Below are 22,940 nucleotides of genomic sequence, written 5' to 3'. Positions count from 1 at the left end.
ACCGGCAGGCTCCGGCGTCCTTCATTGCCCCTATGCAAGGGATGGGGCAAGCTACCGTCCGTTTTCGCCCGAATCCGAACCGCGTGCGCCGAGCCCTCCGCCTGCTTCCCCTGCCTCTGAGCATCGCCATCAGCCTTCCGGCGATGGCTGATGATAAGCCGCTCAACTGGGGCCTGTGCCCGGCCACCGACGTCATTCCCGCGTTCACCGACGCCCCCACGCCGGTCCCGGGCCAGGACAAGGCTGCCGCTGCGGCCGCCCGCGAGAACCAGCCGACCGACATCGAAGGCGACCAACTGCTGGGTACCACCACCGTGCCGCAGTACGAGGGCAACGTGGCGCTGCGCCGGGGCGACCAGTTCGTCGGTACCGACAAGCTCAGTTTCGACACCGAGACCGGCAACTACATCGCCGACGGCAATGTCCGCTACCAGGACGGGTCGATCCGGATGGTCGCCAAGCGCGCCGAAGGCAACCAGGAAAGCGACACCCACAAGATCACCGACATCAAGTACCAGCTGGTGTCGCGCCGCGGCAACGGCGATGCCGAGTCGGTCGACCTGCAGGGCGCGGTCGGCCAGATGCACCGCTCCACCTACACCACCTGCGACCCGTCACAGCCGGTGTGGAAGCTGTCGGCGCCGCAGATCGAAGTGGACAACGACGAGGGCTTCGGCACCGCCCGCAACGCCGTGCTGCGGATCGGCAAGGTGCCGGTGCTGTGGGCGCCGTACTTCAAGTTCCCGATCGATGACCGCCGCAAGACCGGCCTGCTGTTCCCGCAGCTGGGCATGTCCGGGCGCAACGGATTCGACTACGCACAGCCGATCTACTTCAACCTGGCGCCGAACTACGACGACACGTTGACCCCGCGCTACATGAGCCGGCGCGGCCTGCTGCTCGACAACGAGTTCCGCTACCTCTACAACGGCGGCCGTGGCGAGGTGCTGACCAGCTACATGCCCAACGACAGGCTGCGCGACCGCGACCGCGGCCGGGTGATGTTCGACGGCTACCACAACGTGAACAGCCACTGGCAGGCCCGCGCCAACCTGGCCTGGGTCAGCGACGAGCGCTATGTCGAGGACTTCGCCAACCGCCTGGTGGGGGTGACCGCCTCCAACCTGCAGAGCACCATCGGCCTGTACGGTACGGGCACGAACTGGACGGCTGGCATCATGGCCGACCGCTGGCAGCTGACCGACTACACGCTTGACGAGAATGCCCTGCCCTACAACCGCCAGCCGCGGGTGTATTTCAACTGGAACAAGCCGATGCGGCCATGGCTGGAAACCGGCCTGTACGCCGAAGCGGTGAGGTTCACCCACGACGACGTGAACCTCAAGTACGGTGCCGATGCGGGCCCGGACCTGCAATACACCCGCACCGGCCAGACCGTGCGCGCCTATGGCGGCTCCCGCCTTGACGTCAAGCCGTACGTTTCCTTCCCCATCAGCGGCGCGGCCTGGTACATCACGCCCACTCTGGCGTACCGCTACACGGCCTACCAGCTGGACCGCGGCCTGGCCGACAGGATACGCAGCACCGTTCTGGCCTCGGAGGGCGTGGACGTGACCACCGCCACGCCGGAACAGCTGCGCGGCAACACCTCGCCCAGCCGCAGCCTGCCGATCGGCAGCATCGACGCCGGCCTGTTCTTCGACCGCGAGACCAGCATCCGCGGCAAGTCCTTCCTGCAGACGCTGGAGCCGCGCCTGTTCTACCTGCGCACGCCGTACCGCAACCAGGACGAACTGCCGATCTTCGACACCCGTGACTTCACCTTCAGCTGGGGCCAGCTGTTCCGCGATTCGCGCTACACCGGCGCCGACCGCCAGAACGATGCCAACCAGCTGACCCTGGCACTGAGTACCCGTTTCATCGACCAGACCACCGGCAAAGAGCGGTTCTCGGCCTCGATCGGCCAGATCCAGTACTTCGACGAGTCGCGGGTGACCGTCACGCCGGGCGGCGCGCCGGTGGAGAAGGGCAAGTCGGCGTGGATCGCCGACGGCAACTACATGATCAACGACCGCTGGACCCTGGGCGCCACCTACCAGTGGGACCCGAAGTACAAGCGCGAGGATCTGGCCAGCGTCCGCGCCCGCTACCTGATGCCCAACGATGGCGTGATCAACCTGAGCTACCGCTACCGCATCAACGCCGGCGCCCCGGCGACGGCCAACAAGCATGACCGCACCCTGCTGGAGCAGGCTGACCTGTCGTTCCTGTACCCGCTGAATGCGCGCTGGAGCCTGGTCGGTCGCTATTACTACTCGCTGCAGGACAAGGAGCCGCTGGAAATCATCGGCGGCGTGCAGTGGGACAGCTGCTGCCTGGCCGTGCGCGTGGTCGGCCGCCGCTACGTCCGCAATCGCGAGGGCGAGATGAACAATTCCATCCAGGTGGAGTTCGTCCTGAAGGGCCTGAGCTCCATCGGCCAGGACACGGACCGCACCCTGCGCCGTGCTATCCTCGGCTACAACCGCGACGACCTCTATCTCGTGCCGCCCAGCAACACCGGGGTGACCCGCGATGACTACGATCCGAATCAGATCCCATGACCAAGCGCTTCCCCGTTCTTCTCGCCTCCCTGCTGGCGGTGTCCAGCGTGTCCGCCCCTCTGCAGGTGCTCGCGCAGGAGGCGCAGCCGTTGGACCGCATCGCCGCCGTCGTCGACGAGGACGTGATCCTGCAGAGCGAGCTCCAGCGTGCGATCGCCAACATCAAGGCGCAGTACGCCGGCCGTGAAAACCAGCTGCCGCCGGAAGATGTGCTCAGCCGCCAGGTGCTCGAGCGACTGGTGCTGGTCAAGCTGCAGGTCGCCCGCGCCCAGGGCAGCGGCATCCGCGTCAGCGACCAGGAGCTGAACCAGGCGATGAATGCCATCGCCCAGCAGAACGGTTCGGACCTGGATGCACTGCGCCAGCGCCTGGCCCACGACGGCATCGATTTCAACGATTTCCGTGCTTCGGTGCGCGATGAAATCACTGTGCAGCGCCTGCGCCAGAGCTTCGCGCAGAGCCGCATCAGCGTCAGCGAGGGTGAAGTGGACGCCGCGCTGAAGCAGCAGGCCACGGTGGGCAACCAGTACCACCTGGCACACATCCTGATCGCCCTGCCCGACGGCTCCAACGCCGACCAGATCGCCACCGGCCAGAAGAAGGCCGAGGGCGTGAAGGCCCTGCTGGACAAGGGTGAGCTGGACTTCAACGCTGCCGCCGTGCGTTATTCGGACAGCCCGAACGCGCTGGAAGGCGGCGATCTGGGCTGGCGCAGCCTGGATGAAATCCCGCAGGCCTTTGCCCAGCTGATGGAAAAGATGAAGCCCGGCGAAGTGGTCGGCCCGATCCGCGGCCCCAGCGGCTTCCAGTTGCTGAAGCTGGTGGAAGTGCGTGATGCCAGCGCCGCCAGCGGTGGCGCGCACACGGTCACCGAATACCACGGCCGCCACATCCTGGTGCGCGTGGACGATCACCAGACCGACGCTGCCGCCAAGGCCAAGATCGATACCCTGCGCGCCCGCATCGCCGGCGGCGCGGATTTCGAAACCGTGGCCAAGGAATCCTCCGAGGACAACAACAGCAAGGGTCAGGGCGGCGATCTGGGCTGGTTCCCGGTCGACGCGTTCGGTCCGGCGTTCGGCCAGCAGGTGGCCGGCATCCAGGACGGCGGCGTCAGCCAGCCGTTCCGCACCGATGCCGGTTGGCACATCGTGCAGCGCGTGGCCACCCGCCAGACCGACGTGACCAACGACAACCAGCGCGCCCAGATCCGCGAGACCATCGGCCGCCGCAAGCTGGAAGACGAGTACAACCGCTTCCTGCAGGAACTGCGTGGCGAAGCCTATGTCAGCTTCCGCAGCGGGGACCGCGCGGAAAATACCGCCACGCCGCCGCAGTCCTGACCGATGCGCCCCGAGCTCGCTCTGGTACCGGGCGAGCCCGCCGGGATCGGCCCGGAGCTGTGTGTCCGCCTCGTCCAGCAGCCGCGTGAAGATTGCCGGCTGCTGGCCTTCGCCGACCCGGATACCCTGCGCGCAGCCGCCGTCGCGCTGAACCTGCCCCTGCAGCTGCTGCCCGAGGACGCCGAAGCCCGCGCCCCGGGCGACCTGCGTGTGCGCGCGGTGGCCAATGCCATGCCCAGCCACTTCGGCCAGGCCGACCCGGCCAATGCCGGGGCCGTCATCGGCGCCCTGCTCGCTGCCGGTCAGGCCTGCCTGTCCGGCGAACTGCACGGCGTGGTCACCGGCCCGGTGCACAAGGCGGTCATCAACGAAGGCGGCATCGCCTACAGTGGCACCACCGAACTGCTGGCCGACCAGGCCGGGGTGAAGGTGGTGATGATGCTGGCCAACCCCATCGTGCGCGTGGCCCTGGCCACCACCCACCTGCCGCTGCGCGAGGTGGCCGATGCGATCACCGCGCCCAGCCTGGAACACACCCTTCGCACCGTGCACGCCGCGCTGTGCCGCGAGTTCGGCCTGCCCGCGCCACGCATCGCCGTGCTCGGCCTGAACCCGCACGCCGGCGAAGACGGCCATCTGGGCCGCGAGGAACTGGACCTGGTCATCCCGCTGCTGCAGCGCCTGCGCGCGGAGGGCATGGACCTGGTCGGGCCGCTGCCGGCCGATACCGCGTTCCTGCCGGCCAAGCTGGCCGGTTTCGACACCGTGCTGGCGATGTACCACGACCAGGGGCTGCCGGTGCTGAAGTACTCCGGTTTCGAGCAGGCGGTGAACCTGACCCTGGGCCTGCCCTACCCGCGCGTGGCGGTAGACCATGGCACCGCGCTGGACCTGGCCGGCCGCGGCATTGCCGATCCTTCCAGCCTGCAGGCGGCAACGACGCTGTGTGCGCAGCTTGCGCGGCAACGTACACTGAGCGCATGAATTCCCCGCATTCCCCCTCCGGCCCGGTGTTCACCGCACCGGCCAAGAAGCAGCTTGGCCAGCATTTCCTGGCCGATCGCCACTACATCGACAAGATCGTGATGGCGGTCAACCCGAAAGAAGGCGATCGCCTGGTCGAGATCGGTCCCGGCCAGGGCGCGATCACCCTGCCGCTGCTGCGCGTGCATCCGAAACTGACGGTGATCGAGTTCGACCGCGACCTGATCGCGCCGCTGACCGCCGCCGCCGAGCCGCTGGGCGAGCTGACCATCGTCCACCGCGACGTGCTGCGCGTGGACTTCACCGAGCTGGCTGCCGGCCTGCCGATCCGCCTGGTCGGCAACCTGCCCTACAACATCTCCTCGCCGATCCTGTTCCATGCACTGGAACATGCCGCGGTGATCCGCGACATGCACTTCATGCTGCAGAAGGAAGTGGTCGACCGCATGGCCGCCGGCCCCGGCAGCAAGGTGTACGGCCGCCTCAGCGTGATGCTGCAGGCCTATTGCCAGGTGACCTCGCTGTTCGTGGTGCCGCCGGGCGCGTTCCGGCCGCCGCCGAAGGTCGATTCGGCCGTGGTACGGCTGGTGCCGCGTGACCCGGCCTCGATCAACATCAACGACCACGCCCGTTTCGCCGAGGTGGTCAAGGCCGCCTTCGGGCAGCGCCGCAAGACCCTGCGCAATGCGCTCAACAACGTCGTGACGGCCGAGCAGTTCGTCGCCGCCGGCGTGCGCCCCGATGCCCGCGCCGAACAGCTGGATGTGGCTGAATTCATCGCTTTGGCCAATGCCTCCTGATTACACTGCCGGTATGGAAGACGCTGACGTTTACGCCATTTCCGTCGAAGTCGCACCGCGCTTCCTCGACGACCAATCCGCGCCGGAAGACGGGCGCTATGCGTTCGCCTACACGATCCGCATCCACAACCAGGGCCGTGTTGCCGCGCGCCTGGTTGCACGCCACTGGCGCATCACCGATGCCAATGGCCGCGTCGAGCATGTCGATGGCGACGGGGTGATCGGCGAGCAGCCGCGCCTGCGTCCCGGTGAAGACTTCCATTACACGTCCGGTGTCATGCTGGGGACCGATCACGGGACCATGCAGGGCCACTACGACATGGTCGCCGACGACGGCACCGAATTCGCCGCGCCGGTCGCACCTTTCGTGCTGGCCATCCCGCGTACCCTGCACTGACACGGAGGCCGGACGATGAGTGTGTGGGCGATCGGCGACCTGCAGGGCTGCTATGACGTCACCCAGCGGCTGCTGGAGAAGATCCGCTTCGACCCGGCGCAGGACACCCTGTGGTTCTGCGGCGACCTGGTCAACCGCGGTGGCCAGTCGCTGGAAACGCTGCGGCTGGTGCATTCGCTGCGCGGGCACAGCGTGGTGGTGCTGGGCAACCATGACCTTTCGCTGCTGGCCGTCGGTGCACGCACCGAAGAGGAACAGCGCAAGGTCAACCCGGACCTGCTGCGCATCGTGCAGGCCGAGGACCGCGACGAACTGCTGGACTGGCTGCGCCTGCAGAAGCTGGTGCACGTGGACCGCGAGCTGGGCTGGATGATGGTGCACGCCGGCCTGGCGCCGAAGTGGACCACGCAGATGGCCGAAAAGCATGCCGCCGAGGTCGAGGCGCAACTGCACGGTGCCGGCTACCGCAAGCTGTTCCGCAACATGTACGGCGACAAGCCGAGCTGGGCGCCGAACCTGTCCGGCTACGACCGTTCACGGGCGATCATCAATGTGCTCACCCGTATGCGCTACTGCACCCCGCGCGGGCGCATCGGCATCGAGGACAAGGGCACGCCGGGCACGCAGGAACAGGGACTGTACCCCTGGTTCGAAGTGCCAGGCCGGGTCGAGCGCGACCTGAAGATCGTCTGCGGCCACTGGTCGGCGCTGGGCCTGACCATCACCCAGGGCGTGCATGCCATCGACACCGGCGCAGTCTGGGGCGGCAAGCTGACCGCGCTTCAGCTCGATACGGATGAACTGCGCGTGGTGCAGGTGCCGGGCCGCGATGTACCCGCCCCCGTGCCCAACGCCCGCCCGCCCGCGCGCCCGGCGCACGAGCGCCCGGCTGCGTCGGCGCAGGGCAAGGAACAGGGCGGCGGTAACGCTCCGGCCGCCACCCCGGGCAATCGCGGCCCGCGCCGTCGTCGTCGCCGTGGTGGCGGTGGTGGTGGCGCCGCGGGCCCCGGCAACAGCAGTCCCCCGCCGCAGGCATGACGCGGCGCGGCTGGGCACCATGGATGGTGCTGCTGACGCTGGCCCTGGCCAGCGGCTGCCAGCCCACTTCGGCCCCGGCCCCCACCGGCGGCGGAAACGCCGGCCGCACGCCATCGCAACCGCAGGCGCCTTCGCCGCCACTGGTGGCTGCAGCGCGCGCGCAGATCGGCGTCACCACCCGCTACGACCCTGCCTACCAGGTGCTGGCCTATCCCGGTGGAGACGTCCCGGTTGATCGCGGCGTGTGCACCGACGTGGTGGTGCGCGCGCTGCGCAGCCTGGACGTGGACCTGCAGGCCCGCGTGCATGAGGACATGCGCGGCAACTTCAGTGCCTATCCGGCGATCTGGGGCCTGTCACGACCGGATCGCAACATCGATCATCGCCGCGTACCGAACCTGATGCGCTGGTTCGAACGGCAGGGCTGGCAGCAGCCGATCACGGCCCTCGCCGCCGACTACGCGGCCGGCGACATCGTCGCCTGGAAGCTCAACGGCAACGGCCTGCTGCACGTGGGCATCGTCTCCGACCGCAGGCTGGCCAACGGCACGCCGCTGGTGCTGCACAACATCGCGCGCGGCACGCGCGAAGAGAATCTGCTGTTCCAGCACGCCATCATCGGGCATTACCGGATGCCGTAGGCAATCCTGTAGAGCCGAGCCATGCTCGGCTACGGGATGTGTCCGGCAACAGCAGCCGAGCATGGCTCGGCTCTACAGGAAACCATCTTCAGCGGCGCACGTAGTGCACGAAGCGGAACGCGTAGGCATGGCGTTCGTCGGCCGGGTGCGGCTCGCTGCTCACTTCCCGCCAGTCCTGCACGTCCACTTCGGGGAAGTGGGTGTCGGCGGGGACTTCGGCATCCACCCAGGTCAGGTACAGGTCACTGGCCTGGTCCAGCAGCTGGTGGAAGATCTCGCCGCCGCCGATGATGCACAGCTCGCTGGCGCCCTCGCGTTCGGCAATCGTCTTCGCCTCATCCAGCGACGCCACCGCGCGCATGCCCTCGAACGGCACCTGCCCGCTGCGGGTCAGCACCAGGTTGGTCCGCCCCGGCAGCACGCGGCCGATCGACTCGGCCGTCTTGCGCCCCATCAGGATCGGCTTGCCCAGGGTGAGCGCCTTGAAGTGCTTGAAATCATCCGGCAGGTGCCAGGGCATTGCATTGCCCTGGCCAATGCCACGGTTGCGGTCCAACGCCACGATCATCGACAGCTTCATTGCTACCACCTCCTCAGCTGGCGTCGATCTGCAGGCGTTCGCAGGCAGCGTTGGCGGCACTGGCGGCCTGCAGCGCCGCTGCCAGCTCGGGGCTGGATGTGGACTGCTCATCCAGGCCATCGAGGATCTTCTGCTTCTGCGCCTCTTCGATATCCTTCAGGCCCGGTCCTGACAGGATGTCTGCCGACAACGCGGCAGTGTCGGTGCTGGCACGACGTGCCAGAAATGCCTGCAACTGGTCACTGGAATAGACGGTGGCAAGCTGCTGCTCGAGCATGCGCTGATAGGCCGGATCCTCGACACCCGCCTTCAGGTGCTCGGTCATCGCCGTGTACATGCCGGTTACCGCCTCACGCATCTGCGCCCGGCAGCCTTCCGGCACATCCTGGGGCATCATCGTGCTGCCGTTGAACGCCCCGGCGAACGCCTGCACTTCCTCGCGCATGTGCTTGTGCACGATCTGCTCATTGACCTGCCGGGCCAACGACAGCGCATCGGCCGGTCCGGCCTGCACCATGGCCAGCGGCAACATGCCGCCCAGCGCCAGCAGGCCCCCGGAAATCAATCGGGGACTCATACCGCCACCGGCGCCTTGATCGCCGGGTGCGGATCGTAGCCGTCGATGCGGATGTCGTCGAACTGGAAGCCGAACAGGTCGGTCACCTCCGGGTTCAACCACAGCTTCGGCAGCGCGCGCGGTTCACGCGACAGCTGCTCGCGCGCCTGCTCGAAGTGGTTCGAATACAGGTGCGCATCGCCCAGCGTATGCACGAAATCACCCACGCCCAGGCCGGTGGCCTGCGCCACCATGTGGGTCAGCAGCGCGTAGCTGGCGATGTTGAACGGCACGCCGAGGAAGATGTCGCCGCTGCGCTGGTAGAGCTGGCAGCTGAGCTTGCCGTCCACCACGTAGAACTGGAACAGGTTGTGGCACGGCATCAGCGCCATCTGCGAAAGCTCGCCCACGTTCCAGGCGCTGACCACCAGCCGGCGCGAATCGGGGTTGCGCTTGATCTCGTCCACCAGCCACTGCATCTGGTCGATCTCGCGGCCATCGGCGGTGGCCCAGCTGCGCCACTGCTTGCCATAGACCGGGCCGAGGTCGCCGTTCTCGTCGGCCCACTCGTCCCAGATCCGCACCTGGTTGTCCTTCAGGTAGCCGATGTTGGTGTCGCCCTTCAGGAACCACAGCAGCTCATGGATGATCGAGCGCAGGTGCAGTTTCTTGGTGGTGACCAGCGGGAAGCCGTCGGCCAGGTTGAAACGCATCTGCCAGCCGAACACGCTGCGGGTACCGGTGCCGGTGCGGTCGCTCTTCTCGGCGCCGTGCTCGAGCACGTGCGAGAGCAGGTCCAGGTAAGCCTTCATGCCTTGCCCTCGGCAGCCACCGGCAGCTGCGGCTGCAGTACCGGCGCGCGGCGCGACATCACCAGCAGCACCAGGCCGAAGGCGATCAGCGGCAGGCTGAGGATCTGGCCGCGGGTCAGCCAGTCGAAGGCCACGTAGACGCCGTTGTCGGGCATGCGTACGAATTCGACGGCGAAGCGGAACAGGCCGTACATCAGCGCGAACAGGCCGCCGACCAGGTAGCGGTGGCGCGGCCTGGCCGAGACCGTCCACAGCACCACGAACATCACCAGGCCTTCCAGCAGCGCTTCATACAGCTGCGAGGGATGGCGGGCGAACTGGTTCAGCGCGCCGGTGGCGAACTGCGCCTGCAGGGTCGCGTGGTCCAACTGGTTCAGCGGCGCCGGCAGGCCCGACGGGAACACCACGCCCCACGTGCCGTCGGTGTACTTGCCCCACAGCTCGGCGCCGATGAAGTTGCCGATGCGACCAAAACCCAGGCCCAGCGGCACCAGCGGCGCCATGAAATCCATGGTGTCGAAGAAGTGCAGGCGGTGCTTGCGCGACCACCACCAGCAGGCGCCCAGCACGCCCAGCAGGCCGCCGTGGAAGCTCATGCCGCCATCCCATACCTTGAACAGCAGCAGCGGGTTGTGCAGGAAATCGCCCAGCGCGTAGAACAGCATGTAGCCGATGCGCCCGCCCAGCACCACGCCGAGCATGGCGTAGAACAGCAGGTCGGAGAAGCCGTTGGCGTCGACGCCCGGCAGGCGACCGGCGGCGATGCGCGTGCGTCCCAGCAGCCAAGCAGCGGTGAAGCCCAGCAGGTACATGATGCCGTACCAATGCACCTTGATCGGCCCCAGCGAGAGGGCGATGGGGTCGATGTCGTGGAAATAGATCATGGAAGGTGCCTTGCGGTTGAACGCCTATTCTCGGGCCAGTGCCGCCCCGGCTCAACCAAGAAGCTGGGGCGAGTTCGGCAACGCGTCATCGTTCGACCGCGTCGAGGCCGGGAAGTGCCCTTCGATCAGGCTGGAAACCTCGTCGATGGCATCCTGCAGCGCTTCCACCGGATTGGAACCACGCAGGCCCTCGCGCAGATGGGTGCAGACCCGCTGCCACTGCGCCGGGCTGACCCGGCCGTGCAGGCCGCGGTCGGCGACGATCTCGATGGCATGGTCGGCCAGCAGCAGGTAGATCAGCACGCCGTTGTTGTGGGCGGTATCCCAGGTGCGCAGGCGTGCGAAGGCATGCTCGGCGGCCTGCCTCGGGGTGACCTTGTGCCACAACGCGGACAGAGGCAGATCGGCCTCCACAGCGAACATCACCTGACCGCCGTGGCGCTGCTCACCGGCGGCGATGGCCTCGGTGATCGCCTGCAGCGTGGCTGGCGGGAACGCGCGACGTACCGACGGCGAACATACATGGCGGAACAGACGTTGGATCATCACCAGCCTCCCGAAGCGCCACCGCCACCGGAACGGCCACCGCCGCCGCCCCAGCCGCCACCACCGCCGAATCCACCACCACCGCCGAAGCCGCCTCCCCCGCCCCAGCTGCCACCGCCCCAGCCACCACCGCCGGCAAAGCGCCCCGGATGACCGGACAGCATCGCCACGATCAGGCCGACCACGCCGGCCAGGCCACTGGCCATCAGGGTGGAGGTGAACAGGAACGCCGCCAGCGCCGCACCGGCACCGCCGAGCAGGCCGCGCAGCGGTCGCGGTACGCGCGAGAACACGCCGCGCAGGATGCTGCCGGCGAACACGCCGATGAACAGCGCCAGGAACCAGGTGTCGCCGCCACCGCCGGGCTCGCGCCCGCGATGACCGCTGACCGGTGCCGGCAACGCTTCGCCATCGATCAGCTTGACCAGCACCGCAGTTGCATCGGTGATGCCACCAGCGTAGTCGCCGGCGCGGAAACGCGGCACCAGGTATTCCTGGATGACCCGGTTGGCGATGGCATCGGGAATCGCGCCTTCAAGACCGTAACCCGGCTCGATCCGCACGCGCCGGTCGTCCTTGGCCACCACCAGCAGCACGCCGTCATCCACGCCCTTGCGGCCGATCTGCCACTGGTCGAAGACCCGCGTGGTGTACTGCGCGATGTCCTCCGGCTGGGTGGTGGGTACCACCAGCACCTGCAGCTGGCTGCCCTTGCGCTGTTGCAGGTCCAGCGCCTGCTGCACCAGTGCCTGCTTCTGCGCAGCCTCCAGCGTGCCGGTGGTGTCGACCACCGGCGAGTCCAGCGCCGGAATCGGCGCCAGCTGCTGAGCCTGTGCCGCCAGCGGCAGCCACAGCAGCAGGGCCAGCAGCGCAGTGGCCAGGCGCATCGGTCAGTGGCCCGGCTGCGGTGCCGGCTGCTGCTGCGGCGCGTTGCCGAAATCCACCGCCGGTGCGTTGGAGATCTGCGCTTCGTTGTCCACCGTGAAGTTCGGCTTGGTCTTGTAGCCGAAGATCTTGGCGGTGATCACCTGCGGGAACGAACGGATGTAGGTGTTGTAGTCCTGCACCTGCTGGATGTAGCGGCCGCGGGCAACGGTGATGCGGTTCTCGGTGCCTTCCAGCTGGGCCTGCAGGTCGCGGAAGTTCTGGTCGGACTTCAGCACCGGGTAGTTCTCGGTGACCACCAGCAGCCGTGACAGCGCGCTACCCAGTTCGCCCTGGGCCTGCTGGAACTGCTTGAGCGAGGCTTCGTCATCTGCGTTGACGTTGATCTGGCCAACCCGCGAACGGGCGTTGGTGACTTCGGTCAGCACGCGCTCTTCCTGGCTGGCGAAGCCCTTCACGGTCTGCACCAGGTTGGGCACCAGGTCGGCGCGCCGCTTGTACTGGTTGAGCACTTCGGACCAGCTGGCCTTGACCGCCTCATCCTTCTGCTGGATGGCGTTGTAGCCGCAGCCGGACAGCAGGGAGGCCAGCAGCATCAAGGGCAGGACACGGGTGAACAGGCGCATGGCGGAGGTTCCGGGTGGGCTTGGCGCCGAGCATGCCATGGTTCGGGTGAAAGACCGGCCATCGGGCGCCGCCCCCTCCGCGGTGTGGTCCAGCCAGCTCGGGGTGGGCCGGGAGGGTGGGTCGGCTGGGGGCCGCTGCAAGTACGTCCATGTAAGCTCGGTCGCCGCATCCATGCGGCTCACGCCCCCAGCCGACCCACCCTCCCGGCCACGGACAATTTCCTGCGCACCGCGGGAAGATCAAAAGAAAAATCAAAAGCAAAAGCCGGTTCTTCAGGCATTCGTGTCGACCAAGGTCGACACCTACCAAAGCAGAACGCCGTTCCGACCGATCGCGGCAATCTGTCGGAGGTGGGGCGGTGCGGGTTGGCAGGACCGTTGGCGCCATGGATGGCGCCATCGAGCCCCCATGGATGGGTTCACGGCGTGTCCTGCCAACCCACACCGCCCCGCCCAACCCTCAGAAAACCAGCGCCGGCTGTTGCGGTTGCTGTTGCTTCGGCGGTTGCCTTCGCCTTTAGCGGGTGCAGGGCTGCAAGCCCTGCCGGAACCCCATATCACTCAGCAGGCCTCAGCCACCGCAGTGCGGCTACGCCCCAGCCATGCCAGCAGCAGGCCCGACGCGGCCAGCAGGCCACCGGCCACCGGAATGGCGGCGTAGCCCAGGCCCGAGCTGATCACTGCACCACCCAGCGCCGCACCCACGGCATTACCCAGGTTGAATGCACCCACGTTGATCGACGACGCCAGGCCCGGCGCCTCGCTGGCCACCTGCATCACCCGGATCTGCAGCGGCGGCACAAGGGCGAAGGTCGCCGCGCCGAACAGCAGCACGCCGAGCGCCGCGGTGGCGTGACTCATGAAGGCCAGCGGCAGCACGAACATCAGCACCGCCAGGGCAGCCAGCAGGATACGGGTGGCGCCATCGAGCGACCAGTCGGCCATGCGCCCACCGATGCCGTTGCCGAAGGTGAAGCCGATGCCGATCAGGGCCAGCGCCATCGCGATGAAGGCATTGGAGGCGCCGGTCAACTCGGTCAGTACCGGTGCGACGTAGGTGTACAGCGTGAACATCGCACCCGCACCAAGCACGGTGGTGGCCATGGCCAGCAGCACCTGCGGCTGCAGGATCGCCTTCAGTTCGCGGCGCACGTTCGGGCGCGGTCCCGGTGCGGACGCGGGCAGCGCGAAGCCCAACGCAGTGATCGCGACCAGGCCCAGCGCCGCAGTACCGGCGAAGGACAGGCGCCAGCCCATCTGCTGGCCGACCCAGGTCGCCAGCGGCACGCCGCCGATGTTGGCGATGGTCAGGCCCATGAACATGGTGGCCACGGCCGCAGCCTGCTTTTCCTTCGGCACCAGGCTCGCCGCGACCACCGCACCGATGCCGAAGAAGGCACCGTGGTTGAGGCTGGTGACCAGGCGCGACAGCAACAGCATCCCGTAGTTCGGCGCCAGCGCAGACAACAGATTGCCGGCGACGAAGATCGACATCAGCAGCATCAGCGCGGTGCGCTTGCCGAAACGCCCCATCAGCAGGGTCATCACCGGCGCGCCCAGCATCACGCCCACGGCATAGGCGGTGATCAGCATGCCCGCAGTGGGGATGCCAACGCCGACGCCGTCGGCGATGACCGGCAACAGGCCCATCGGGGCAAACTCGGTGGTTCCGATGGCGAAGGCGCCAACGGCAAGCGCCAGCAAGGCGGCTCTGGAATTCATGGGGGAGTCCTGGGGGGCGGGAATCGGGAGTGCGTAGCCTGCGCGCTTTGCTGCGCCGGATTAAGCCTCGCCCCGGGAAAACACTGTTGATCCTGATTCACAAGTGGAGGCCGGAGCGCAGCCAAAAGTGCAAAAACCGCAGTGCCGTTGCAGAGCCAACCTCCCCCACAACGCAGAACCCCCGGCATGCCGGGGGTTCTGAGGGACTCACACGCCTGTGGCGCGCTTACCAGTTGCCGGCACCCGGCACGTTGTGCTCGCGGGCGCGGCGGCGCATCAGCAGATTCAGCCACTCCACCAGCACCGAGAAGCCCATCGCGGCGTAGATGTAGGGCTTGGGCACGTGCACGTCCAGGCCGTCCAGGATCAGCACAGCACCGATCATCAGGATGAAGGCCAGGGCCAGCATCTTCACGGTCGGGTTGGCATCGATGAAGCGGCCCAGCGGGTTGGCGGCCAGCAGCATCACCATCACCGACAGCAGGATCGCGGCGACCATCACCGGGATGTGGTCGGCGATGCCGACGGCGGTGATCACCGAGTCCAGCGAGAACACGATGTCGATCACCGCGATCTGCGCGATCACGTAGCCGAACACGGCCGAGGCCTTGGTGGTGCTGGGATCTTCATCCTCGCCGCCGCTGATCAGCTCCTTGATCTCCATGCAGCCCTTGATGATCAGGAACAGGCCACCAACGATCAGCACCAGGTCGCGGATGGAGATGCCCATGCCGGCCACGGTGAACAGGTTGGCCGCCATGTGCGCCAGGTAGGCCAGCGACACCAGCAGCGCGATGCGGGTGATGCAGGCCACCGCGATGCCGAGCTTGCGGGCGAACGGGCGACGCTCTTCCGGCAGCTTGCTGACCGCGATGGAAATGAACACCAGGTTGTCGATGCCGAGCACGATTTCCAGCGCGCTGAGCGTGAACAGGGTTACCCAGGCATTGGGGTCGGCGAGGAACTCAAAGGACATGGAAACTCTTCAAGGCAGTGGGGGAATGGGGTTTCAGCCGTAGTTGCCGGCCAGCGCGTGCGGAACCACGACCAGCGCCCAGCACAGCAGCACGTTCATCATCAGCACGAAGACCGCCGCCGAGCCCATGTCCTTGGCGCGGCCGGCCAGTTCATGGATCTCGCTGCCGTAACGTTCGATCACCGCTTCGATGGCCGAGTTGGCCAGCTCCATCGCAAGCACCAGCAGCATCGAGCCGATCAGCAGCGCGCGTTCGACCGGCGTCTGGCCCAGCCAGATCGCGAGCGGCGTCAGCAGGATCAGCAGGTAGACCTCCAGCCGGAACGACGACTCGTGCAGCCAGGCAGCGCGCAGGCCCTGCCAGGACCAGCGGGCGGCCTGGAAGATGCGGCGCGGGCCGCGCGGCAGATGGCCGAACTGATCAGCCACGGGGCGAACATCCAGCAACAGGGACGCGGCGCAGCGACCGCTCAGACGCACGGCAGGGGATCATGGGCGCACAGGAATAGGCAGATGGCCGCCATTTTGCCACAAGGCCGCCCGCCGCCGCCCGGCACCGGCCCGGTGAACGGACTGCCAGGGGCAAGCTTCGACCTGCCCCAGCTTCTATCATGGTCGTCCCTACCCTGCCGGAGCGCCTGATGTCCCATCGCCGTACCTGCCTGCTGATGCTGGGCCTGCTGACCGCCGCCCCCCTTGCCCAGGCCCTGGGCCCGGCCAAGTCGCCGCGGGTACCCGAACAGGTCTCCAACGTGGCCTGGGCCAGCGACATGGCCCACTTCGCCAGCGCCGACCAGGCCAGCCCGCCGCCGCGGGGCGGTATCGAGTTCATCGGCAGCTCCTCGATCCGCATGTGGGAGAGCCTGGCCACCGACTTCCCCGGCCAGCCGGTGTTCAACCGCGGCTTCGGGGGTTCGGAAGTGCGTGACAGCACCTGGTATGCCGATCGCATCGTGGTGCCGTATGCACCGTGCAAGGTGTTCTTCTACGCGGGCGACAACGACCTCAACAGCGGCCGCAGCGCCGTGCAGGTGCGCGACGATGTGGTTGCCTTCGTGCAGCGCGTGCATCGCGACCTGCCGAAGACCCGGGTCGAGTACCTGTCGATCAAGCCGAGCCCGTCGCGTGCGCATCTGCTGCCGGCTATCAACGAGGCCAATACGCTGATCAAGGCCGCCCTGGCCACGCTGCCCAACACCGGCTTCACCGACATCTACACGCCGATGCTGGGCACCGATGGCCAGCCGGATGCAACGCTGTTCCGCGAGGACATGCTGCACATGACCCCGGCCGGCTATGCGATCTGGACCAAGGCGCTGGCGCCGAAGGTCAACTGCAACTGAAGCCGACGTGCGCCGGAGGGCGCCAGCGCACGCCCTCCGGTAGATACCAACCTTGGTTGGCATGGGGCACCGGCGTGAATCCTGCTGAAAGCGCCGACCAAGGTCGGCAACTACCGGGCGTCAGGCGCCACGTCAGCGGAAGATGACCGTGGCCTCCGTGCCCTGCCCTGGCTCGCTGGCCAGCCTGACCTTCCAGCCGAAACGGTCGCACAGCCGGCGCACGATCGACAGGCCCAGGCCGGTGCCCTGCGGGCGGCTCGGCTCGGCGCGGTAGAACGGTTCGAAGGCCCGCGACAGGGCGTCTGCAGACATGCCGATACCGGTATCGCGCACTACCACCCGGTCGTTGTGCACATGCACGTCGATGCGCCCCTCGTCGGTGTAGCTGCAGGCATTGCGCACCAGGTTGCTGATCACCACCTGCAGCACCCGCGGCGGCGCATGCAACTGCACCGGGCCGTCGCTGTGCAGGTGCACCGACACCGGGCGAGACCCCAGCAGTTCGTTGGCATTGTCCACCTCGTAGCGGACGATGTCGTTGACGTCGAACAGCTCGATCTGCGGTTCGACATCGGCCTCGCGGGCCAGGATCAGGAACGCATCGATCACCGCCTCCATGTCGCGGCCAGCCCGCTGGATGCGCTGCAGGCTGCGGCGCAGGCGCGGCTGCAGGGTTTCATCGCCAAGGGCCATGTCGCTGGCGACGCGGATGACGGTCAGCGGTGTGCGCAGTTCATGGCTGGCGTCGCGGGTGAAATTGCGCTCGCGCGCCACATGCGCGCTGACCCGGTTGGCCAGCGAATGCAGTGCGGCCGCCAGCTGGCGGGTCTCGCCCTGCATGTCCGCCGGCAGCTTGTTCGGCTCCAGATCGGCCGCTTCGGGGTGGCCCGGGTCCCAGCGCGAGACGCGCCGTGCCAGCCAGTTCACCGGCGACACCAGACGCTTGGAAGCCCGATAGGTCACCCAGCTGGCGCCATACACCGCCAACAGGGTCAGCAGCACCGGCACGATGCCAAACCAGAACGCCAGCATCTCCGCACGCGAACGCAGGAACACCAGGTACAGGCGACCGGCGGGCCGCACATCGACCAGCACCAGCTGGTCATCCTGAGGCAGTTCGTGGAAGCCGGGCTCCAGGTTGCGCAGGTTGGCCGGCAAGGACAGCGCCGACTGCCCGCTTTCCAGCAGGTAGCCGCGGATGTTCTGGGTGTTGGGCGGCGGCTGCACCGGCGACGCCTCGTGCAGCGTCCAGTAATAGGCCGCTTCCTCGCGCAGGGCGGCGCCGACCAGGCTGTGCTTGATCACCAGCGACACCAGCCAGGCACCGAGCAGGATGCCCAGGCTGGCCAGGACTGCCTGCAGGATGAAGGCGATACGGATCTTGCGCGGCAGGCCGTGCGGCATTGCGGGGTCCCGGTCAGAGCGCTGCGATTATAGGCAGCGCGCTGCGCCGTAGTCGTGCACGGACGCTGACCGGCGGCAGCGCCGGCCGGTCATCCGTGCCCGATGCGGGGTCGTTGCCCGGCCGGGCCTGATGCTGCACCGGTCCGGCCCCGATCAGGCCATCGGCTGTGCGATATCGGCAATGCGGTAGCCGGCGCTCTGCACGGTGTGCAGCAGCGGACGGTCGAACGGCTTGTCGATGATCTTGCGCAGGTTGTACAGATGGCTGCGCAGCGTGTCCGAGTCCGGCAGGCCATTGCCCCAGATCTCGCGTTCGATCTCCTGGCGGGTGACCACGCGCGGCGATTCGCGCATCAGGATGGTCAGCAGGCGCAGGCCGATCGGCGACAGCTGCAGCTCGGTACCGGCACGGGTGGCCCGCATGCTGACCGGATCGAGCACCAGGTCGGCGACTTTCAGCACCTCCGAACCCACCTGGCGACGTTCGCGGCGGATCAGCGCGCGCAGGCGGGCTTCCAGCTCCTGGTTCGCGAACGGCTTGGTCAGGTAGTCGTCGGCGCCGAACCCGAGGCCGGTGAGCTTGTCGTCCAGCGTGTCGCGTGCCGTGAGCATCAGCACCGGGGTGGACTTGCGCGCATCGTTGCGCAGGCGACGGCACACTTCGATGCCATCCAGGCGCGGCAGCATCAAGTCGAGCACCACGACGTCATAGCTGTTCTCCGCCGCAAGGCGGTAGCCATCCAGGCCGTCCTGTGCATAGTCGACTTCGAAGCCGCGACCTTCCAGGTATTCGCCGATCATCTCGGAGATGTTGCGGTTGTCTTCGACCACCAGCACCAAGCCGGAGGTCTCCTTCGTCTGACGCATGTGATTCCCTCTAACTTCAGCTTTGTGAAACATGCCGGATCGACGGTGGACGCGATGTGAAGTTCCGTCAAGAGGTACACAAACGGTTCAGAGGAGCGGCCTGAGCAGCGGCCAGACGTTGTCCAGCACCCTCGGTTGCGCCTGCGCCGTGGGGTGCAGGCCGTCGGCCTGCATCATGCCCGGCTGCAGGGCCACGCCCTCCAGCAGGAAGGGCAGCAGCGGCACCTCGTACTGCGTGGCCAGAGCCTTGTAGGCCGCAGCCAGGCGCTGGCGATAGGCCGGCCCGTAGTTGGGCGGTACGTCGATGCCCAGCAGCAATACCTTCGCGCCGGCCTTCTGGCTGGCCTGCACCATCTTTTCCAGGTTGCCCTGCACCTGCGCCGGGGTCAGCCCACGCAATGCGTCATTGCCGCCCAGCGCGATCACCACCACCGTCGGCTTTTCCTTCGCCAGCAGGCCCGGCAGGCGGGTCAGCGCGCCGGCGGTGGTCTCGCCGCTCATGCTGGCGTTGACGATGCGCGCCGGGGTTTTCGACTGCTGCCTGACCCGCTGTTGCAGCAGGCTGACCCAGCCGGCGTCGGCAGGGATATTGTGGGCGGCACTGAGGCTGTCGCCGAGCACCAGCACGGTGCGGGCCGGACCTTTGGCACAGGCCAGCCCCGGCAACAGCAGGAACCCTAGCAGCAGCACCACCATCGCGCCGGCTCGCCGGCTCCATCCCGTCTTGCGCATTGGAGTCTCCTCATCGACAGCCTGTCCCCCCGCAGCGCGCCCGTCGCCATCGCCGTCGACCAGGTCGGCAAATCCGTGCAGGGCCCGGAGGGTGAAGTCCACATACTGGACAACATCACCCTGACCGTCCATGAAGGCACCAGTGCGGCCATCGTCGGCGCCTCCGGTTCGGGCAAGACCACCCTGCTCGGGCTGCTGGCCGGGCTGGACCTGCCCAGCCGCGGCCGCATTGCGCTGTCGGGCCAGGACCTGGGCGACCTCGATGAAGAAGCGCGGGCCCAGCTGCGCGCGCGTGAGGTTGGCTTCGTGTTCCAGAGCTTCCACCTGCTACCGGCGCTGACCGCCGCCGAAAACGTCGCGTTGCCACTGGAACTGGCCGGGCGCGAAGACCGTGCGCGGGTCGATGAAGTGCTGGCCCAGGTCGGGCTGGCCCATCGCGCCCGCCACTATCCGCGCCAGTTGTCGGGCGGCGAGCAGCAGCGCGTGGCATTGGCGCGTGCGTTCGTCACCCGCCCGCGCATCCTGTTCGCCGACGAACCGACCGGCTCGCTGGACCACGCCACCGGCCAGCACATCAGCGACCTGCTGTTCGAACTCAACGCCGGCAGCGGCACCACCCTGGTGCTGGTCACCCACGACCTGCGCCTGGCCCAGCGCTGCCAGTACATCCATCGCATCGACGAGGGCCGGCTGCTGCCGGTCGAGCATGGGGCGCAGGCATGAACCTGCTGCGGCACGCGTGGCGCGCGCTGCGTCGCGAGGCCCTGGCCGGTGACCTGCTGACCGTGTTCGCCGCACTGGTGCTGGGCGTAGCGGTGATGACCGCGGTGGGCACGCTGGTCAACCGGGTCAACCTGGCGCTGACCGGCAGCGCTGCGGAAATGCTCGGCGGCGACCTTGGCATCGTCGGGCGCGATGACCCGCCGCAGGCGTTCGCCGACGAGGCACAGCGGCGTGGACTGGCCTACACCCGCATCGCCAGCTTCGGCAGCGTGCTGTTCAACGGTGATGCCAGCCAGATGGCCAGCATCAAGGCGGTGCAGGCGGGCTATCCGCTGCGTGGCACGCTGCGGGTGCGGGCCACACCCGGCGGCGCCCTGATCGCCGATGCCGGCATGCCGCCCGAGGGCCAGGCCTATGCCGACCCGCGCCTGTTGCAGGGACTGGGGCTGAAAGCCGGCGATGACCTCGAATTCGGCGCCGGCACGCTGCGCGTCGCCGGCATCATCGAGGCCGAACCGGATACCGGTGGCGACCTGCTGACGCTCTCCCCCACCCTGTTGGTCAACCGCGCCGATGTGGAAGGCACAGGCCTGCTTGGCCCCGGCAGCCGCATCAACTACCGGCTGATGTTCGCCGGCTCCGCCGACCAGGTTGCCGCGTTGCGCCAGTGGCTGCTGCCACAGGTGAAAGGCCTTCGCCTGCTGAGCGTGGACGACACCCAGCGCGGCGTGCGCCAGGCCTTTGATCTTGCCGGGCGCTTCCTCGGCCTGAGCGCGCTGCTGGCGGTATTGCTTGCCGGCGTGGCGACCGCGCTGGCGGCCAACCGTTTTGCCCTGCGCCGCATCGACCAGGTGGCGATCCTGCGCTGCCTGGGCGCGCGCCAGCGCGACATTCTGTCCGGTCTGGCACTGCAGCTGCTGATGCTGGCAGTGCCGGCCTGCGCACTCGGCATCGGCCTGGGCATGGCTGCGCAGGAAGGCCTGGTGCAGGTACTGGGCAGCCTGGTGCCGCAGCGCTTGCCGCTACCCGAGGCAATGCCGGCGCTGACCGGCGCCGGCATCGGCCTGTTGCTGCTGTTCGGCTTCGGCCTGCCGCCGCTGCTGCGCCTGCGCGGGGTGCCGCCGATGCGCGTGCTCAACCGCTCCTTCGCCGCCCTGCCCCCGGCCTCGCTGCTGGCCTACGTAGCAGCGCTGGCGGCCAGCCTGCTGCTGGCGGTGCAGGTGACCGGTGATCTCAAGCTGGCGCTATGGGTGCTGGGCGGCCTGGCCGCGTTGGCGGTGGCGGCCGGCGTGGTCGGTTTCGTGCTGCTGCAGCTGCTGCGCGGCCTGCAGCACCGTCTGCACGGCCACTGGCGGCTGGGCTTGGCGACGCTGACCCGGCGCCGGATGCTGGCGGTGATGCAGCTGGTCGGGCTGTCGCTGTCGCTGTGCGCGCTGTTGCTGCTGGCGGTGACCGGCCCCGGCCTGCTGCAGCAGTGGCGCGAACGCCTGCCCGCAGATACGCCGAACTACTTCCTGATCAACATCCAGCCCGGACAGCGTGACAGCGTGCTGGCCGCGCTGCGCGGACTGGGGGCCAACGACGCCAGCATCGAACCAATGGCGACCGGCCGCCTGATCGCGATCAACGGCAAGCCGCCGCTGCGCGTGGATCGCTCGCCGGACCAGAGCGGGCAGCCGGCGTCAGGCGAAGCCCAGCGCGATGACGACGACGAGAACCGGCCGTTGAACTTCAGCTGGCGCAGCAGCTTCCCGCCGGCCAACACGCTGATGAACGGCACCTTCTGGACGCCCGACAGCACGGCGGCGGAGGCGTCGGTTGAAATCGGCTGGGCCAAGCGCTACGGCGTGTATCCGGGCGACCGCATCACCATTTCAGTAGGCGAGCAGGAGCGCGAGTTCACCGTCACCAGTGTGCGCAAGGCCGACTGGAACACCTTCCGGCCGAACTTCTTCGTGCTGCTGAATCCCAATGCGGTGGGCGACACCCCGCACAACCTGCTGTCGGCGTTCCATCTGCCGGCCGGCAACGCGGCCGGGCTGGGCGAGCTGGTGCGCGCGCAGCCCAACCTGTCGCTGCTGGACGTGGACGCGGTGATCTCGCAGGTGCGCGATGTGATGGAGCGGGTCGCGCAGGCGGTGCAGCTGGTGATGGTGTTCAGCCTGCTGGCCGGCGTGCTGGTGCTGCTGGCCGCACTGCAGGCCACGGCGGGCGAGCGCCGCTACGACAGCGCGGTGCTGCGCACGCTGGGCGCGACCCGGCGCCAGCTGCGTGGCGCGGTGCTCGTTGAGTTCGGCGCACTGGGCACGCTGGCCGCGTTGCTCGCGGTGGGCGCGGCGGCCGTCATCGGCGTGGCAGTCTCGCAGAAGGTGTTCGAGCTGCCGTTGCTGCCGCCGTGGCCGGGCCTGCTGATCGGCGGCGTGGTCGGCATCGGGCTGAGCCTGCTGGCAGGCTGGTGGGGTACGCGGGCAATCCTGCATACGCCGCCGGCATTGGCGCTGCGTGAGGCCTGAGGCG

23 protein-coding genes are annotated in these 22,940 nt (G+C 67.9%); 10 read left to right on the top strand and 13 right to left on the bottom strand.

The features are described 5' to 3' along the window. The first annotated feature begins 83 nt into the window (after positions 1–83). Genes lptD through G370_RS0113715 form a run of 7 tightly spaced genes read left to right on the top strand, consistent with a single transcriptional unit; the run spans position 84 to position 7,767 of the window. Positions 84–2,564, top strand: coding sequence for an LPS-assembly protein LptD (gene lptD, locus G370_RS0113745; RefSeq protein ID WP_080112535.1), 2,481 nt, complete (start codon positions 84–86; stop codon positions 2,562–2,564). Beyond that, the gene (locus G370_RS0113740) at positions 2,561–3,907 is read left to right on the top strand and encodes a peptidylprolyl isomerase (protein WP_019338102.1); all 1,347 of its coding nucleotides are present in this window, start codon (positions 2,561–2,563) and stop codon (positions 3,905–3,907) included. Before lptD ends, G370_RS0113740 begins: the two co-directional genes overlap by 4 nt. A gap of 3 nt (positions 3,908–3,910) precedes the next feature. Further along, positions 3,911–4,891, top strand: coding sequence for a 4-hydroxythreonine-4-phosphate dehydrogenase PdxA (gene pdxA, locus G370_RS0113735; RefSeq protein ID WP_019661120.1), 981 nt, complete (start codon positions 3,911–3,913; stop codon positions 4,889–4,891). Further along, positions 4,888–5,691 carry a 16S rRNA (adenine(1518)-N(6)/adenine(1519)-N(6))-dimethyltransferase RsmA gene (gene rsmA / locus G370_RS0113730; protein ID WP_019661119.1) on the top strand — a complete coding sequence of 268 codons (804 nt, stop codon included), beginning with the start codon at positions 4,888–4,890 and terminating at the stop codon, positions 5,689–5,691. The genes pdxA and rsmA overlap by 4 nt, the downstream gene beginning before the upstream one ends. 13 nt (positions 5,692–5,704) lie before the next feature. Next, positions 5,705–6,088, top strand: coding sequence for a Co2+/Mg2+ efflux protein ApaG (apaG, locus tag G370_RS0113725; protein WP_005412297.1), 384 nt, complete (start codon positions 5,705–5,707; stop codon positions 6,086–6,088). A gap of 15 nt (positions 6,089–6,103) precedes the next feature. After that, positions 6,104–7,126, top strand: a complete 1,023-nt coding sequence (locus G370_RS0113720) for a symmetrical bis(5'-nucleosyl)-tetraphosphatase (RefSeq protein ID WP_019661118.1) — start codon at positions 6,104–6,106, stop codon at positions 7,124–7,126. Next, entirely contained in the window at positions 7,123–7,767 is a 645-nt protein-coding gene (locus G370_RS0113715) for a DUF1287 domain-containing protein (RefSeq protein WP_019661117.1), read from the top strand. Before G370_RS0113720 ends, G370_RS0113715 begins: the two co-directional genes overlap by 4 nt. An 88-nt stretch (positions 7,768–7,855) precedes the next feature. Here the strand turns inward: G370_RS0113715 and G370_RS0113710 are convergent, their stop codons facing one another. The 10 genes from G370_RS0113710 to G370_RS0113665 form a co-directional block, all read right to left on the bottom strand. Further along, entirely contained in the window at positions 7,856–8,347 is a 492-nt protein-coding gene (locus tag G370_RS0113710) for a dihydrofolate reductase (protein WP_019661116.1), read from the bottom strand. Positions 8,348–8,360: 13 nt separating this feature from the next. Beyond that, a complete protein-coding gene (locus G370_RS0113705) occupies positions 8,361–8,924 on the bottom strand; it encodes a hypothetical protein (RefSeq protein WP_245541222.1) in 564 nt (187 codons plus the stop codon). Continuing rightward, on the bottom strand, positions 8,921–9,715 hold the full coding sequence (locus G370_RS0113700; RefSeq protein WP_012479193.1) for a thymidylate synthase: 795 nt from the start codon (positions 9,713–9,715) through the stop codon (positions 8,921–8,923). Before G370_RS0113700 ends, G370_RS0113705 begins: the two co-directional genes overlap by 4 nt. Then, the gene (gene lgt / locus G370_RS0113695) at positions 9,712–10,599 is read right to left on the bottom strand and encodes a prolipoprotein diacylglyceryl transferase (RefSeq protein ID WP_019661114.1); all 888 of its coding nucleotides are present in this window, start codon (positions 10,597–10,599) and stop codon (positions 9,712–9,714) included. The genes G370_RS0113700 and lgt overlap by 4 nt, the downstream gene beginning before the upstream one ends. 51 nt (positions 10,600–10,650) lie before the next feature. Further along, a complete protein-coding gene (locus tag G370_RS0113690) occupies positions 10,651–11,145 on the bottom strand; it encodes a TPM domain-containing protein (RefSeq protein ID WP_019661113.1) in 495 nt (164 codons plus the stop codon). Beyond that, positions 11,145–12,032: a TPM domain-containing protein gene (locus tag G370_RS0113685; protein WP_019661112.1), complete on the bottom strand. Its 888-nt coding sequence runs from the start codon at positions 12,030–12,032 to the stop codon at positions 11,145–11,147. The genes G370_RS0113690 and G370_RS0113685 overlap by 1 nt, the downstream gene beginning before the upstream one ends. A gap of 3 nt (positions 12,033–12,035) precedes the next feature. Continuing rightward, positions 12,036–12,656: a LemA family protein gene (locus G370_RS0113680; RefSeq protein WP_005415338.1), complete on the bottom strand. Its 621-nt coding sequence runs from the start codon at positions 12,654–12,656 to the stop codon at positions 12,036–12,038. A 561-nt stretch (positions 12,657–13,217) separates the two neighbouring features. Then, positions 13,218–14,378, bottom strand: coding sequence for an MFS transporter (locus G370_RS0113675; RefSeq protein WP_019661111.1), 1,161 nt, complete (start codon positions 14,376–14,378; stop codon positions 13,218–13,220). Positions 14,379–14,604: 226 nt separating this feature from the next. Further along, positions 14,605–15,354 carry a TerC family protein gene (locus G370_RS0113670; protein WP_019661110.1) on the bottom strand — a complete coding sequence of 250 codons (750 nt, stop codon included), beginning with the start codon at positions 15,352–15,354 and terminating at the stop codon, positions 14,605–14,607. Between the two features lie 33 nt (positions 15,355–15,387). Then, a complete protein-coding gene (locus G370_RS0113665) occupies positions 15,388–15,783 on the bottom strand; it encodes a diacylglycerol kinase (protein ID WP_019661109.1) in 396 nt (131 codons plus the stop codon). 212 nt (positions 15,784–15,995) lie between these two features. Between G370_RS0113665 and G370_RS0113660 the strand changes: the two genes are divergently transcribed. Further along, on the top strand, positions 15,996–16,697 hold the full coding sequence (locus G370_RS0113660) for an SGNH/GDSL hydrolase family protein (RefSeq protein ID WP_019661108.1): 702 nt from the start codon (positions 15,996–15,998) through the stop codon (positions 16,695–16,697). A gap of 132 nt (positions 16,698–16,829) precedes the next feature. On the opposite strand, the gene G370_RS0113655 is transcribed toward G370_RS0113660, so the two are convergent. From G370_RS0113655 to G370_RS0113645, 3 genes are all read right to left on the bottom strand, one after another. Continuing rightward, a complete protein-coding gene (locus G370_RS0113655) occupies positions 16,830–18,101 on the bottom strand; it encodes a sensor histidine kinase (protein WP_019661107.1) in 1,272 nt (423 codons plus the stop codon). Between the two features lie 153 nt (positions 18,102–18,254). Continuing rightward, positions 18,255–18,968: a response regulator transcription factor gene (locus G370_RS0113650; protein WP_019661106.1), complete on the bottom strand. Its 714-nt coding sequence runs from the start codon at positions 18,966–18,968 to the stop codon at positions 18,255–18,257. An 87-nt stretch (positions 18,969–19,055) separates the two neighbouring features. Then, positions 19,056–19,700, bottom strand: coding sequence for an arylesterase (locus G370_RS0113645; RefSeq protein ID WP_019661105.1), 645 nt, complete (start codon positions 19,698–19,700; stop codon positions 19,056–19,058). A gap of 75 nt (positions 19,701–19,775) precedes the next feature. Between G370_RS0113645 and G370_RS0113640 the strand changes: the two genes are divergently transcribed. Together G370_RS0113640 and G370_RS0113635 are read left to right on the top strand one after the other, a co-directional pair. After that, positions 19,776–20,423 (top strand): ABC transporter ATP-binding protein, encoded by a 648-nt coding sequence (locus G370_RS0113640; RefSeq protein ID WP_019661104.1) that lies wholly within the window; start codon positions 19,776–19,778, stop codon positions 20,421–20,423. Continuing rightward, entirely contained in the window at positions 20,420–22,936 is a 2,517-nt protein-coding gene (locus G370_RS0113635) for an ABC transporter permease (RefSeq protein ID WP_019661103.1), read from the top strand. Before G370_RS0113640 ends, G370_RS0113635 begins: the two co-directional genes overlap by 4 nt. Positions 22,937–22,940 lie beyond the last annotated feature (4 nt).

The sequence above is a fragment of the Stenotrophomonas hibiscicola ATCC 19867 genome, from assembly GCF_000382065.1.
Classification (GTDB): domain Bacteria; phylum Pseudomonadota; class Gammaproteobacteria; order Xanthomonadales; family Xanthomonadaceae; genus Stenotrophomonas; species Stenotrophomonas hibiscicola.
The sequence above is the reverse complement of the archived record's forward strand: the minus strand, read 5'-3'. Positions and strand labels throughout refer to the sequence as shown.

Bases quoted from the DNA above. Each gene is read 5' to 3' on its own strand.
- rsmA (WP_019661119.1), top strand. From the start codon at position 4,888: ATGAATTCCCCGCATTCCCCCTCCGGCCCGGTGTTCACCGCACCGGCC.
- lgt (WP_019661114.1), bottom strand. From the start codon at position 10,599: ATGATCTATTTCCACGACATCGACCCCATCGCCCTCTCGCTGGGGCCG.
- G370_RS0113645 (WP_019661105.1), bottom strand. From the start codon at position 19,700: ATGCGCAAGACGGGATGGAGCCGGCGAGCCGGCGCGATGGTGGTGCTG.
- G370_RS0113635 (WP_019661103.1), top strand. From the start codon at position 20,420: ATGAACCTGCTGCGGCACGCGTGGCGCGCGCTGCGTCGCGAGGCCCTG.
- G370_RS0113700 (WP_012479193.1), bottom strand. From the start codon at position 9,715: ATGAAGGCTTACCTGGACCTGCTCTCGCACGTGCTCGAGCACGGCGCC.
- G370_RS0113690 (WP_019661113.1), bottom strand. From the start codon at position 11,145: ATGATCCAACGTCTGTTCCGCCATGTATGTTCGCCGTCGGTACGTCGC.
- G370_RS0113715 (WP_019661117.1), top strand. From the start codon at position 7,123: ATGACGCGGCGCGGCTGGGCACCATGGATGGTGCTGCTGACGCTGGCC.
- apaG (WP_005412297.1), top strand. From the start codon at position 5,705: ATGGAAGACGCTGACGTTTACGCCATTTCCGTCGAAGTCGCACCGCGC.
- G370_RS0113680 (WP_005415338.1), bottom strand. From the start codon at position 12,656: ATGCGCCTGTTCACCCGTGTCCTGCCCTTGATGCTGCTGGCCTCCCTG.
- G370_RS0113740 (WP_019338102.1), top strand. From the start codon at position 2,561: ATGACCAAGCGCTTCCCCGTTCTTCTCGCCTCCCTGCTGGCGGTGTCC.
- G370_RS0113655 (WP_019661107.1), bottom strand. From the start codon at position 18,101: ATGCCGCACGGCCTGCCGCGCAAGATCCGTATCGCCTTCATCCTGCAG.
- G370_RS0113720 (WP_019661118.1), top strand. From the start codon at position 6,104: ATGAGTGTGTGGGCGATCGGCGACCTGCAGGGCTGCTATGACGTCACC.
- pdxA (WP_019661120.1), top strand. From the start codon at position 3,911: ATGCGCCCCGAGCTCGCTCTGGTACCGGGCGAGCCCGCCGGGATCGGC.
- G370_RS0113650 (WP_019661106.1), bottom strand. From the start codon at position 18,968: ATGCGTCAGACGAAGGAGACCTCCGGCTTGGTGCTGGTGGTCGAAGAC.
- G370_RS0113710 (WP_019661116.1), bottom strand. From the start codon at position 8,347: ATGAAGCTGTCGATGATCGTGGCGTTGGACCGCAACCGTGGCATTGGC.
- G370_RS0113705 (WP_245541222.1), bottom strand. From the start codon at position 8,924: ATGAGTCCCCGATTGATTTCCGGGGGCCTGCTGGCGCTGGGCGGCATG.
- G370_RS0113685 (WP_019661112.1), bottom strand. From the start codon at position 12,032: ATGCGCCTGGCCACTGCGCTGCTGGCCCTGCTGCTGTGGCTGCCGCTG.
- G370_RS0113660 (WP_019661108.1), top strand. From the start codon at position 15,996: ATGTCCCATCGCCGTACCTGCCTGCTGATGCTGGGCCTGCTGACCGCC.
- G370_RS0113675 (WP_019661111.1), bottom strand. From the start codon at position 14,378: ATGAATTCCAGAGCCGCCTTGCTGGCGCTTGCCGTTGGCGCCTTCGCC.
- G370_RS0113670 (WP_019661110.1), bottom strand. From the start codon at position 15,354: ATGTCCTTTGAGTTCCTCGCCGACCCCAATGCCTGGGTAACCCTGTTC.